The sequence below is a fragment of the Micromonospora sp. NPDC049004 genome, assembly GCF_040649315.1.
Taxonomy (GTDB): domain Bacteria; phylum Actinomycetota; class Actinomycetes; order Mycobacteriales; family Micromonosporaceae; genus Micromonospora.
The window spans coordinates 31,701-43,958 of record NZ_JBEZFG010000017.1 but is presented as its reverse complement, the minus strand read 5'-3'; the positions used below and the strand labels follow the sequence as shown (position 1 = coordinate 43,958).

Genomic DNA, 12,258 nt, shown 5'->3' with positions numbered 1-12,258 from the left:
CGACGTGTCCGCCAACAGATCCCGCGGGCGTCGACCTGACGGTGGGCTCAACCGGTCAGCGACACCCGTGGGCCGCCCTGGCCCGGCAGCAGATCGGCGAGCATCGAATGGGCCGACCGGGTGTCCGCGAGCGCGGCCGGGTCGAGTGTCGCCACCAGCACCGCCGTGCCCTCGTCGGCGCCCCGGGCGAGCGTACGTCCCTGCGGGTCGTAGATCGCCGCGCCGCCGTTGAACCGCCACGGGTCGCTGCCGCCGACCGCGTTGGCGAAGACCACGAACATGGTGTTGTCCAGGGCCCGCGCGGCGTAGTACAGGTCCCGGCGGTGCTCGGAGCCGGCCAGGTAGCCGCTGGGGCACAGGTAGGCGTGCGCGCCGTCGAGCGCGGCGGCGCGGCCGTGCTCGGGGAAGCAGCCGTCGTAGCAGATGCCCAACCCGAGCCGCCAGTCGTCGACCAGCAGCGTGGCGCCCCGACCGCCGGGAGTGAACAGCTCGCGCTCGTCGCCCCACAACTGCTGCTTGTCGTACCCGACCCGGATCGTGCCGGCGCGGTCGACCACCAGGGCGGCGATGGTGCGCCGGCCGTCCGGGTGCCGTGCCGCCGCCCCGACCACCAGGGTGCTCCCGGCCGTGCGCGCCGCGTCGCGCAGTGGGTCGAGTCGGGCGTCGGCGACCACCCCGGCTGGGTCGACCGCCACGTCGGTGCCGACCGGGTCGACGGCGAGGGTCGGCGGGTGGTACGCGCACAGGTACAGCTCGGGGAGGACGACCACGCGGGCGCCCTGGCCGGCGGCGTGACGGACCAGCTCGGCCGCCGCCGCCGCGTTGCCGGCGACGTCACCGGGGACGGGGGTGGCCTGGACGGTGGCGACGGTCAGCGCCGCAGTGGGCGTGGGGTGCAGCGGGGTCACCGGAGGATGGTAAACGGCACCGCACCAAGCCGTACGTACGGTTTGCATGGCCCGGGGTGACCTGCGACGATCGACGTGTGCCCAGAGTAAGCCAGGACCAGCTCGACGCGCGCCGGCAGGAGATCCTCGCCGCCGCGCGGGCGTGTTTCGCGCGGCTCGGCTACGAGGGGGCGACAGTCCGTCGCCTCGAGGAGGCCACCGGGCTGTCCCGGGGCGCCATCTTCCACCACTTCCGGGACAAGGACTCGCTCTTTCTCGCCGTCGCCGAGGACGACGCCGCCGCGATGGTCGAGACGGTGGCCCGCAACGGTCTGGTGCAGGTGATGCGCGATCTGCTGGCCCGCGCGGTCTCCCCCGACACCACCGGCTGGCTGGGCAGCCAACTGGAGGTCTCCCGCCGGCTGCGCACCGATCCGGCGTTCGCCAAGCGCTGGGCGGAGCGGTCGGCAGCGATCGCCGAGGCGACCCGGGACCGGTTGGCCCGCCAGCGCGACGCCGGGGTGCTGCGCGAGGACGTACCGATCGACGTGCTGGCCCAGTTCCTGGAGCTGGCCTACGACGGCCTGGTGCTGCACCTGGCGATGGGCCGACCCGCCGGCGACCTGGGTCCGGTGCTCGACCTGGTCGAGGAGGCCGTCCGCCGCCGCTGAACGCCTGCCGCATACCGGGACGGGGACCGTGGCGGTCGTGCTCCACGAAGAAGGCGGTCCGCCGCCGCTGAACGCCTGCCGCACACCGGGACGGGGACCGTGGCGGTCGTGCTCCACAATGGGGCCGCCGATCCCTCCGGCGACAGGAGCAGCCGATGATCGTCCACGCCGCGTCGGGCGACACCTGGGGCATCCCCGGCCCGACCTTCCTCCGGCTCTACCTCGTGGCGACCGCCGTCGTGGTCGCCCTCGCGGTGCTGCACCGGGTCCGCCTCGCCACCGAAGGGGGCCACGCCAGCGCCGACCCGCTCGGCCCCCAACAGGTCGCGTACCTCAACGGTGGGCCGGCACTCGCCGTGCACGCCGCGCTCGGCGGGCTGCGCGGCAGCGGCGCGATCGGCGTACGGCCGGACCGTCGACTCACCACCGTCGGGCCGGCGCCGACCGGGCTCACCCCGTTGGACGGCGCCATCCACTGGGCGGCCCACCAGCACTCCCGCGTCCGTGACCTGAGCCAGAACGACCGGGTGGTCACCGCGCTCGCCCAGCTCCGCACCGGCCTCGAAGAGCGCGGCCTGCTCGTGAGCCCGGAGCGACGCGCCACCGCGAGGCGGTGGGCACGGCTCCTCGCCGCGCTGCTGGTGCTCGGCGTGGTGCGGCTGTTCGCCGGCCTCACCAACGGGCGGCCCGTGGGCTACCTGCTGCTCACCCTGGTCGGGGTGCTGGTAGCGGTGCTGCTGCTCTGGCGCGTGCCCCAGACCAGTCGGGCCGGTCGGGCCATGCTGCGCGACCTGCGTAAGCGCAACAACCACCTGGCCCCCGCCTCGTCTCCCGCGTATGCCACCTACGGCGCGGCGGGCGCGGCGATGGGCGTGGCGCTGTACGGCACCGCGTCGCTCTGGGCGATCGACCCCGGCTTCGCCGAGCAGGCCGAGATCCAGCGCCAGGCCATCGCCAGCAGCGGCTGGTCGTCGGGCTCCGGCTCGTCGGGCAGCGGCAGCTCGTGCGGCGGCGGCAGCTCCTGCGGTGGCGGCAGTTCCTGCGGTGGCGGGGGCGGGTGCGGCGGAGGCGGGTGCGGCGGATGACCGCCCCGTCCGGCGTCGGCATCGGCTGGCGTCCCGAGATCGCCGGTTTCGTGGCCGAGCTGCCCGGGCTGCGCTTCGTCGAGGTGGTGGCCGAGTCGGTGCCCGCCACCGGGCCGCTCCCGCCGGGGCTGGCGCAGCTGCGCGAGCGCGACGTGACAGTCGTACCGCACGGGGTGCGGCTCTCCCTCGGCGGCGCCGAGCCGGTCGACCCGGCCCGCGTCGCCCACCTGGCCGCGGTGGCGCAGCGGCTCGACGCCCCGCTGGTCAGCGAGCACATCGCCTTCGTCCGGGCCGGTGGGCTGGAGGCCGGGCACCTGTTGCCGCTGCCGCGCAGCGCCGAGGCTGTCGACGCGGTCTGCGCCAACGTGGCCCGGGCGCAGGCCGAGCTGCCCGTGCCGATCGCGCTGGAGCCGATCGCCGCCCTGTTCGACTGGCCCGACGACGAGCTGGACGAGGCGGACTTCCTCACCGAGATCCTCGACCGCACCGGTGCGCTGCTGCTGCTGGACATCGCCAACGTGCACGCCAACGCCCGCAACCGGGGTGAGGACCCGCTCGCGCTGCTCGACCGGCTGCCGTTGGACCGGATCGGTTACGTGCACGTGGCCGGCGGTGCCGAGCACGGCGGGTTCTACCACGACACGCACACCGATCCGGTGCCGCCGGAGGTGCTGGAGCTGGTCCGCGCGCTCTGCGCCCGGCAGCGGCCACCGGCGCTCCTGCTGGAACGCGACGGCGGCTACCCACCGGCCGCCGAGCTGCGCGCCGAACTGGACGCCCTGGCCGCCGCCGCCGGCTTCCCGGCCGTGACGTGACGGGCGCCGATCCCCGTACCGGGCTCGCCGCCCGGCAGGCGGAGCTGGTGGCGACGCTTGTCGCCGGAGGTCCGCCGCCGGCGGGGTTCGCGGCCGGACCGCTGGCCGCCACCCGGGCGGCGCTGCGCCGCAAACGGGCCGGTGAGGTGGCCCGACACTGGCCGCTGCTCGCCGCCGGCCTCGGCGCGGCGTGGCCGGCGACCTTCGCCGAATGGGCCGCCGAGCGCCCCACCGCCGGATCGCTGCGCGACGGCTGGGACCTGGCCCGAACGCTGCGCGAGCGCGGCGCGCTGCCGCCGGGCGGCGCCGAGGAACTGGCCGTCCGCGAGGCCGGCCTGCGCTATGACGGGCGTCGGGCGCCGCGCCCGCGCCGGCTGCCGGCCGTGGCCCGCGTCGGCGGCGCCGTCGCGGTGCAGGTCGCCGGTCGGGTACGTCTGGTGCGCCCCGCCGCGCGTCCGCCCGCCCACGTTGGCGGGCCCGACCCGGATGCGGCAGGATCGGCGACATGGATCTCGGACTGACCGACCGGGTGTACGTGCTCACCGGCGCCTCCCGCGGCCTGGGCTACGCGACGGCGCAGTGCCTGGTCGCCGACGGCGCGCGGGTGGTGCTCTCGGCCCGCGACACCGACGCCGTCGACGCCGCCGCCGAAGCGCTGGGTGGCCCGGACCGGGCGGTCGGAGTCGCCGCCGACCTGGCCGACCCGCAGACCCCGGAGCGGCTCGTCGCGGCGGCCCGCAAGCACTTCGGCCGGATCGACGGCGCGCTCATCTCGGTCGGCGGCCCGCCCGCCGGCACCGCGGCGTCGATCACCGACGAGCAGTGGCGGCACTCCTTCGAGACCGTCTTTCTGGGCACCGTCCGCGCGGCGCGCACCGTCGCCGCCGCGCTGCCCGAAGGGGGCGCGATCGGGCTGGTGCTCTCGACCTCGGCGCGCGGCCCGGTGCCCGGCCTCGGCATCTCCAACGGCCTGCGGCCCGGCCTGGTCGGCGTCGCCAAGGACATCGCCGACGACTACGGCCCGCGTGGCGTACGCGTGGTCGGCCTGCTGCCCGGCCGGGTCCTGACCGACCGCAACCGGGAGCTGTTCGCCGCCACCGGCGACCCGGAGCGCGCCCGCGCCGAGGCGGAGGCGAGCATCCCGCTGCGCCGCCTCGGCGACCCGGCCGAGTTCGGGCGGGTGGCAGCGTTCGTGCTCTCCCCCGCCGCCAGCTACCTGACCGGCCTCACCGTCCCGGTCGACGGCGGCGCGCTGCGCGGCCTGTGACAGCGGGCGCTCCGACACCCGGCGAGGGCGGCCGAGGCGGGGATGTGCCGACCGCGCTGGGAGGCCGCACGGGTGCCGCGCATCCACGGCCGAGCAAGGTGGACCTGGCCGCCGCCACCGACTGGACCATCCCGGACGTGCTCGCGCCGGCGCTGTCGGTGCTCTTCGTCGGGATCAACCCGGGCCTGTGGTCGGCCGCCACCGGCTGGCATTTCGCCCGGCCCGGCAACCGGTTCTGGCCGGCCCTGCACCTGGGCGGGTTCACTGCCCGGCTGCTGCACCCGAGCGAGCAGGACGAGTTGCCCGCCCTCGGGCTCGGAATCACCAACATGGCCGCCCGGGCCAGCGCCCGCGCCGACGAGCTGACCGCCGAGGAACTGCTCGACGGCGCCGCGATCCTGACCGACAAGGTGACCCGGTACCGGCCGCGCTGGGTGGCGGTGGTCGGGGTGACCGCGTACCGGATCGGCTTTCAGCGGCCGAAGGCCGCCTTCGGGCCGCAGCCGGAGTCGCTGGCCGGGGCACGGCTGTGGGTGCTGCCGAACCCGAGTGGACTGAACGCGCACTTCACGCCGGTGACGCTGGGCGCGGCGTTCGCCGAGCTGCGCGAGGCGACCGGACTGCCGGACCGCCGCCCGACCTGACGCCGCCTGCCGTTGATCGACTCGACTTCCTGGAAGTCGGCCTGTCGACGCGGCCGGGACACCCCGATTTCCAGGAACCGGAGTCGATCAACCGATCGTCGGTCAGTTGGCGGCGGCGGGTGGCATCGCCTCGTCGGCGACGTACGTGCCCAGGGGCATGACCACCGGTTCGGGGCCGGTCGCGTCCACGAAGGGCCGGGGCGAGTCGGCGACCGCGAACTGGGTGCGGTACAGCTCGGCGTAGAGCCCGCCGACCGCCACCAGCTCGTCGTGGCGGCCCCGCTCGACGATCCGCCCGCCGTCGAGCACGAGGATCTGGTCGGCGTCGCGGACTGTGGAGAGCCGGTGCGCGATCACCAGGGCGGTACGCCCGGCCAGCGCCACCGACAGCGCCCGCTGCACGGCCGCCTCGCTCTCCGAGTCCAGGTGTGCGGTCGCCTCGTCGAGGATCACGATCGACGGGGCCTTGAGCAGCAGCCGGGCGATGGCGATGCGCTGCTTCTCGCCGCCGGAGAAACGGTAGCCCCGCTCCCCCACCGTGGTGTCCAGCCCGTCGGGCAGCGACCGGACGAGGTCGGCGACCTGGGCGCCGGCGAGCGCCGCCCAGATCTCGTCGTCGGTGGCGTCCGGCTTGGCGTACCGCAGGTTCTCGGCGATCGTCTCGTGGAACAGGTGCGAATCCTGGGTGACGACGCCGATCTCGTCGCGCAGGGAGGCGAGCGTCGCGTCGCGCACGTCCGTCCCGCCGACCAGCACCTGGCCGTCGGTGACGTCGTAGATGCGGGAGATGAGCATGGACAGCGTCGACTTGCCGGCGCCGGACGGGCCGACGAGGGCGACCATCTGGCCCGGCTCGACGCTGAACGAGACGCCCTTGAGCACCGGCTCGTTGACCGTCCGGTCGAGGGTGGCGACCTCCTCCAGCGAGGCGAGGGAGATCTCGGCGGCGCTCGGGTAGCGGAAGCGGACGTCGCGGAAGTCGACGCGACCGTTGCCGCGGGGCACCGGCACCGCGTCGGGCTTCTCGACGATGCCCGGCTGCAGGTCGAGCACCTCGAAGACGCGGTCGAAGGAGACCAGCGCGCTCATCACGTCCACCCGGACGTTGGAGAGCGCGGTGAGCGGCCCGTACAGCCGCGTGAGCAGCAGCGCGAGGGTCACCACGGTGCCCGCGCTGACGCCGCCGGTGACGGCGAGCCAACCGCCGAGGCCGTAGGTGAGTGCCTGCGCCAGCGAGGCGACCAGCAGCATCGCCACGAAGAACGTCCGGGAGTACATGGCGGACTGGATGCCGATGTCACGCACCCGCTCGGCCCGGTCGGCGAACCGGCGGGCCTCGATCTCGGGCTGGCCGAACAGCTTCACCAGCAGCGCCCCGGCCACCCCGAACCGTTCGGTCATGGTCGCGCTCATCTTGGCGTCGAGGTTGTACGCCTCGCGGGTGATGTCGGCCAGCCGCCGTCCGACCCGTCGGGCCGGGATGATGAAGATCGGGAGCAGCACCAGTGAGAGCGCGGTGATCTGCCAGGAGAGGGTGAACATCACCGCGGCGGTGAGGACCAGTTGGATGACGTTGCTGACCACACCGGACAGGGTGGAGGTGAACGCCCGCTGGGCGCCGAGAACGTCGTTGTTGAGGCGGCTGACCAGGGCCCCGGTCTGGGTGCGGGTAAAGAACTGCAACGGCATCCGCTGCACGTGGTCGTAGACCCGGGTGCGCAGGTCGAGGATGATGCCCTCGCCGATGCGGGCCGAATACCACCGCTGGGCCAGGGACAGCAGCGCGTCGGCGACGGCCAGCCCGGCGATGAACAGGGCCAGCTGGACCACGAGCCGACCGGCCTCGCTGCCGCCCCGGTTGATGGCGTTGATGACGTCACCGGCGAGCACCGGCGTCGCCACGCCGATGATGGCGGCCAGCACCACGGTGGCCAGAAAGACGATGATGTCGCGCCGGTAGGGCTGGGCGAAGGCCACGATGCGGCGGGCCACGCCGTGCTTGAGCCGGTGGGTGGAGACCTCGTCGCGGTTACGCATCGACCGGAGCATGCTCCACCCGGCCATGCCACCGCCGGACATCGGGTTGGACACCGCTCACCTCCGGGTCGTCGGGTGGACCACACACGTCAGGTCAATTCTCCCGACGACTCTGACAACCTCGGTCGTAACCCGGATCTTCCCGTACGGTCCTTACTATTCTCCGCGGCCGGCCAGATCCCGCAGGCGGCGGGTCTGCGCCTCCCGCTCGGCGCGCTGCTGGTCGGCGTGCGACCGCCCCGCCGCGCCGGCGAGCAGGGCCTTGATCTCCACCACCGCGTCGCGGGGCCCGGCCAGCAGGCCCGCGGTCAGGTCACGGACCGCGCCATCCAGCTCCGCCGGCGGTACGACAAGGGTGGCCAGGCCGATCCGGTCCGCCTCGGCGGCGTCCAGCCGTCGGCCGGTCGCGCAGATCTCCAGCGCCCGGGAATAGCCGACCAGCTCGACGAGGCGCTTGGTGCCGGCCAGGTCGGGCACCAGCCCGAGCGTCACCTCGGCCATCGACAACTTCGCGTCGGCGGCCAGGACCCGCAGGTCACAGGCCAGAGCGAGTTGGAAACCCGCGCCGATCGCGTGCCCCTGCACGGCGGCCACCGAGATGACGTCCGGCCGGTGCAGCCAGGTGAAGCCGGCCTGGAACTCGGCGATCCGGTCCGCGCACTCCTGCTCGGGCAGCGTGGCCAGCTCGGCGAACGACCCCGGGCCGGATGCGCCGGCCACCGCGAGGTCGAGGCCGGCGGAGAACGCACGCCCCTCGCCACGCACCACCACCACCCGGACGTCACCGGGCAGGTCGCGGGAGAAGTCGCTCATCGCGCGCCACATCGCCGGCGTCTGGGCATTGAGCACGTCGGGCCGGCACAACGTCACCGTGGCAACCGGCCCGTCGCAGGTCAGCCGAACCCCGGTCGCCTCGGCGGTCACCGGGCTGCCCGGGGCGCGGCGTTGGTGAACGACGCGAAGGGGCGGGTCACGCCTTCTTGCGGCGCCGGGCACCGCCGCGCTGACGCAGCTGAACCCCGGACTCGGTGAGCACTCGGTGGATGAACCCGTAGGAACGGCCGGTCGAGGCCGCCAGCGCGCGGATGCTCTCCCCCGACGTGTACCGCTTTACCAGGTCCTTGGCGAGCGTCTGACGCTCGGCTCCGACGATCCGGCGACCCTTCTCAGTGCTGGTGGCTGTGCCAGTGGCTGCCATGCTGTGTCCTCACGTCCCAGACTGTGCGGTTCGGATACGGTCCCACCTATTAGACCGCCTCGGACGATCATGCGCCAGATATCAACTCTTCGCCAACCGACACGCTATGCAATGTCAGCTTCCCGATAGAGTGATCCTCGCGATCGGTCCCGGCGCACCGTCCGGAAGGGCCACCGCCGGGCGGCGACGCCTCGACCCGTACGCTCCCGGGCGTGATCGACCTGTTCGGCACCGCGGCCGGAGCGGCGGTGGTCTTCGCCGCCACCGACATCGACGACATCGTCATCCTCACGCTGTTCTTCGTGGCGGCCCGCACCACCGGCCGGCCCCGCACCTGGCAGATCGTCGCGGGCCAGTACCTCGGCATCGGCGCGCTCGCGCTGGCCAGCGCTGTGGTCGCCGCCGGGCTGCTGGTCGTGCCGGACCCGTGGACCGGGCTGCTCGGCCTGCTGCCGATCGCGTTGGGCATCCGCGCGCTGCGCGGCGCGGACGATGACGAGCCGGCCACTGTCGTCAGCGGGACACTCGGCGTGGCCGGGGTGACCATCGCCAACGGCGCCGACAACGTGGCCGTCTACGTACCCGTGTTCCGGGCTCTCGGCCCCGGCGACAGCGCGGTCTTCCTGCTGGTCTTCGTCGTGTTCGTCGGCGTATGGTGCGCCGCCGCGGCCTGGCTGGGTGGACACCGCAGGGTGGTACGCCTGGTGGAGCGTGCCGGCCACTGGCTGGTGCCGGCCATCTTCGTCGCCATCGGCGTGGTGATCCTGGTCAGCTCCGGCGTGCTCGGCCGGCTGGTCGACCTGCTGGGCTGAGGCCCGGCCCGGCGGTCAGGCCGGCTCGACCAGTACGGCGCTGCGGTCAGGCCAGCTCGACCAGTTCGAGGAGGTCGTCGCTCCAGGCGTCCTCGTCGCCGTCGGGCAGCAGGATCGCGCGGTCGGGCTTGAGCGCGAGCACCGCGCCCGGGTCGTGCGTGACCAGCACGATGGCGCCCGGGTAGTTGGCGATCGCGTCGAGCACCTGCTCGCGGCTGACCGGGTCGAGGTTGTTGGTCGGCTCGTCGAGCAGCAGCACGTTGGCGCCGGAGCAGACCAGGGTGGACAGCGCCAGCCGGGTCTTCTCGCCGCCGGAGAGCACCCCGGCCGGCTTGTTCACGTCGTCGCCCGAGAACAGAAACGCGCCGAGGATCTTGCGCAGGTCGGTGTCGGACTGCTCGACGGCGGCGGCGCGCATGTTCTCCAGCACCGTCCGCTCCACGTCAAGCGTCTCGTGCTCCTGGGCGTAGTACCCCAACCGCAGCCCGTGCCCCGCGTGCACCTCGCCCGTGTCCGGGTTGAGCAGCCCGCCGAGCATCCGCAGCAGCGTCGTCTTGCCGGCGCCGTTGAGCCCGAGGATGGCCACCCGGGAACCACGGTCCACCGCGACGTTGACGTCGGTGAAGATCTCCAGCGAGCCGTACGACTTGGACAGGCCGGTCGCGGTGAGCGGCGTCTTGCCACACGGGGCGGGGCTGGGGAAGCGCACCTTGGCCACCCGGTCGGCGACGCGTACCTCCTCCAGGCCCGAGATCAGCTTCTCGGCGCGGCGGGCCATGTTCTGCGCGGCCACGGTCTTGGTGGCCTTGGCCCGCATCTTGTCGGCCTGCGCCATCAACGCGCCGGCCTTCTTCTCCGCGTTGGCCCGCTCCCGGCGGCGGCGGCGCTCGTCGGTCTCGCGGGCCTCCAGGTACGCCTTCCAGCCCAGGTTGTAGACGTCGATCACGGACCGGGTGGCGTCGAGGAACCAGACCTTGTTGACCACCGACTCCAGCAGCGCGCCGTCGTGGGAGATCACGATGAGGCCGCCCTTGTGGTTGGCGAGGAAGCCCCGCAACCAGGTGATCGAGTCCGCGTCGAGGTGGTTCGTCGGCTCGTCGAGCAGCAGGATGCCGCCGCCGTTCTCACCGGCGTCGCGGAACAGGATCCGGGCCAGCTCGATGCGCCGGCGCTGACCGCCGGAGAGAGTGCCGATGGTCTGGGCGAGCGCGCGGTCCGGCAGCCCCAGGTTGGCGCAGATGCGAGCGGCCTCGGCCTCGGCCGCGTACCCGCCCAGGGCGGCGAACTGGTCCTCCAGCGCGCCGTAGCGGCGGACCAGCTTGTCGCTGGCGTCCTCGGCCAGTTGGGCCTCGATCTCCTTCATCTGGGACATCAGCACGTCCAGGCCACGGGCGGAGAGCACCCGGTCGCGGCCGGTGACCTCCAGGTCGCCGGTGCGTGGATCCTGCGGGAGGTAGCCGATGGCGCTGCGCTGGTCGATCTGCCCGCCGTACGGCTGCCCCTCGCCGGCGAGCACCTTCAGGGTGGTGGTCTTGCCGGCGCCGTTGCGGCCGACCAGGCCGATCCGGTCACCGGGCTGCACGCGCAGCGTGGTGTCGGACAGCAGGATCCGGGAGCCGGCGCGCAACTCCAGGCCGGTGGCAGTGATCATCTCGTGGGACTCGCTCTCGGGGTCTGGAAGGCTGACTCAGGGCACGCGAAAGCGCCGGCGGGCGGTGGGCCCGTCGGCGCGGGGCGGTTCAGCCTTCGCAGCGCGGCACGGGGACAAGTGTACCGGGGCGCGGTCGAGCGGCCGGGCCGGATTACCAATCAAGATCATCGGGTACCGAATCGCCGTCCGGACCCGGTCCGGCGCTGACGGCCTATCACAGGACATTTCACGCGATCGAGGTCATCATGGAGCTGAACGAGAACGCGCAGGTCGACACCAGTCAGGTAGAGGACATGCGTGGATCCGGCGGAGGCGGCGGAGGCGGAGGCCTCGGGATCCCGATCCCCGGGGGCGGCGGCCTGATCGGCATCATCATCGCCGTCGTGCTGGCGTTGGCCGGTGGCGGGTTCGGGCTCAGCCAGCTCGGCGGCGGCGGCAGCGACCAGCCAGCCGACAACTCCAGCCTGGACGCCGAGTGCTCCGCGAGCGCGACCAAGACCGAGGACTGCCGCAACACCCTCTTCATCAATTCCATCCAGGCTTACTGGAAGGACGCCATGCCGAAGGCGTTCGGCGACCAGTACCAACCGGTCACCACGCGGTTCTTCAGCAACAGCGTGAACACCGGCTGCGGTCAGGCCGACTCGGGTGTCGGCCCGTTCTACTGCCCGGCGGACAAGCATGTCTACATCGACCTGACCTTCTACGACACGCTCAAGTCCGAGTTCGGCGTCGACGGCGAGTTCCCCCAGCCGTACGTTCTCGCGCACGAGTACGGCCACCACGTGCAGGACCTGCTCGGCACCGAGGCCAAGGCGCAGGACGGCAAGACCGGGGCCACCTCCGGCTCGGTCCGGCTGGAGTTGCAGGCGGACTGCTTCGCGGGCGCCTGGGCCAACCACGCCACGGAGACCAAGTCGAAGAACGACAAGGCGATCTTCAAGTCGATCAGCGAGCAGGACATCCAGGACGCGGTGGACACCGCTGGCGCGATCGGCGACGACGCCATTCAGCAGAAGTCCGGCCGCGGCAACGACCCGAGCTCGTACACCCACGGCACCGCCGCCCAGCGGCAGAAGTGGTTCGAGCAGGGCTACAACAGCGGCGACCCGAAGACCTGCGACACCTTCGGCACCAACCAGCTCTGACATCTCCACGCGATCGCGGCAGGCCCGCCGAGCGGGCCTGCCG

General features: G+C 73.2%; 13 protein-coding genes. 8 read left to right on the top strand and 5 right to left on the bottom strand.

Going from position 1 to position 12,258, the window contains the following annotated elements; genetic code table 11:
* Positions 1-47 precede the first annotated feature (47 nt).
* Positions 48-908, bottom strand: a complete 861-nt coding sequence (locus tag AB0B97_RS31730) for a carbon-nitrogen hydrolase family protein (RefSeq protein ID WP_357498912.1) — start codon at positions 906-908, stop codon at positions 48-50.
* A 77-nt stretch (positions 909-985) separates the two neighbouring features.
* Here AB0B97_RS31730 and AB0B97_RS31725 point away from each other — a divergent pair, with 77 nt between their 5' ends.
* The 6 genes from AB0B97_RS31725 (at position 986) to mug (ending at position 5,369) form a co-directional block, all read left to right on the top strand.
* A complete protein-coding gene (locus AB0B97_RS31725; RefSeq protein WP_234591495.1) occupies positions 986-1,558 on the top strand; it encodes a TetR/AcrR family transcriptional regulator in 573 nt (190 codons plus the stop codon).
* A gap of 155 nt (positions 1,559-1,713) precedes the next feature.
* A complete protein-coding gene (locus tag AB0B97_RS31720; RefSeq protein ID WP_357498909.1) occupies positions 1,714-2,643 on the top strand; it encodes a TIGR04222 domain-containing membrane protein in 930 nt (309 codons plus the stop codon).
* Positions 2,640-3,458 (top strand): DUF692 domain-containing protein, encoded by an 819-nt coding sequence (locus tag AB0B97_RS31715; RefSeq protein ID WP_357498907.1) that lies wholly within the window; start codon positions 2,640-2,642, stop codon positions 3,456-3,458. Before AB0B97_RS31720 ends, AB0B97_RS31715 begins: the two co-directional genes overlap by 4 nt.
* Positions 3,455-3,979 (top strand): hypothetical protein, encoded by a 525-nt coding sequence (locus tag AB0B97_RS31710; protein WP_357498905.1) that lies wholly within the window; start codon positions 3,455-3,457, stop codon positions 3,977-3,979. The genes AB0B97_RS31715 and AB0B97_RS31710 overlap by 4 nt, the downstream gene beginning before the upstream one ends.
* The gene (locus tag AB0B97_RS31705; RefSeq protein WP_357498903.1) at positions 3,964-4,725 is read left to right on the top strand and encodes an SDR family oxidoreductase; all 762 of its coding nucleotides are present in this window, start codon (positions 3,964-3,966) and stop codon (positions 4,723-4,725) included. Before AB0B97_RS31710 ends, AB0B97_RS31705 begins: the two co-directional genes overlap by 16 nt.
* 44 nt (positions 4,726-4,769) lie before the next feature.
* Positions 4,770-5,369 carry a G/U mismatch-specific DNA glycosylase gene (gene mug, locus AB0B97_RS31700; protein ID WP_357498901.1) on the top strand — a complete coding sequence of 200 codons (600 nt, stop codon included), beginning with the start codon at positions 4,770-4,772 and terminating at the stop codon, positions 5,367-5,369.
* Positions 5,370-5,471: 102 nt separating this feature from the next.
* On the opposite strand, the gene AB0B97_RS31695 is transcribed toward mug, so the two are convergent.
* The 3 genes from AB0B97_RS31695 to AB0B97_RS31685 form a co-directional block, all read right to left on the bottom strand.
* A complete protein-coding gene (locus AB0B97_RS31695; protein ID WP_357498939.1) occupies positions 5,472-7,448 on the bottom strand; it encodes an ABC transporter ATP-binding protein in 1,977 nt (658 codons plus the stop codon).
* Between the two features lie 114 nt (positions 7,449-7,562).
* Positions 7,563-8,330 (bottom strand): enoyl-CoA hydratase/isomerase family protein, encoded by a 768-nt coding sequence (locus AB0B97_RS31690; RefSeq protein ID WP_357498899.1) that lies wholly within the window; start codon positions 8,328-8,330, stop codon positions 7,563-7,565.
* 46 nt (positions 8,331-8,376) lie between these two features.
* Positions 8,377-8,604 carry a helix-turn-helix domain-containing protein gene (locus AB0B97_RS31685; RefSeq protein WP_007462679.1) on the bottom strand — a complete coding sequence of 76 codons (228 nt, stop codon included), beginning with the start codon at positions 8,602-8,604 and terminating at the stop codon, positions 8,377-8,379.
* 212 nt (positions 8,605-8,816) lie between these two features.
* Here AB0B97_RS31685 and AB0B97_RS31680 point away from each other — a divergent pair, with 212 nt between their 5' ends.
* Complete coding sequence (locus tag AB0B97_RS31680; protein WP_357498897.1) at positions 8,817-9,416, top strand: cadmium resistance transporter; 600 nt, start codon at positions 8,817-8,819, stop codon at positions 9,414-9,416.
* A 46-nt stretch (positions 9,417-9,462) separates the two neighbouring features.
* On the opposite strand, the gene AB0B97_RS31675 is transcribed toward AB0B97_RS31680, so the two are convergent.
* Positions 9,463-11,067: an ABC-F family ATP-binding cassette domain-containing protein gene (locus AB0B97_RS31675; RefSeq protein WP_357498895.1), complete on the bottom strand. Its 1,605-nt coding sequence runs from the start codon at positions 11,065-11,067 to the stop codon at positions 9,463-9,465.
* A 245-nt stretch (positions 11,068-11,312) separates the two neighbouring features.
* Here AB0B97_RS31675 and AB0B97_RS31670 point away from each other — a divergent pair, with 245 nt between their 5' ends.
* A complete protein-coding gene (locus AB0B97_RS31670) occupies positions 11,313-12,215 on the top strand; it encodes a neutral zinc metallopeptidase (RefSeq protein WP_357498893.1) in 903 nt (300 codons plus the stop codon).
* Positions 12,216-12,258: the final 43 nt, after the last annotated feature.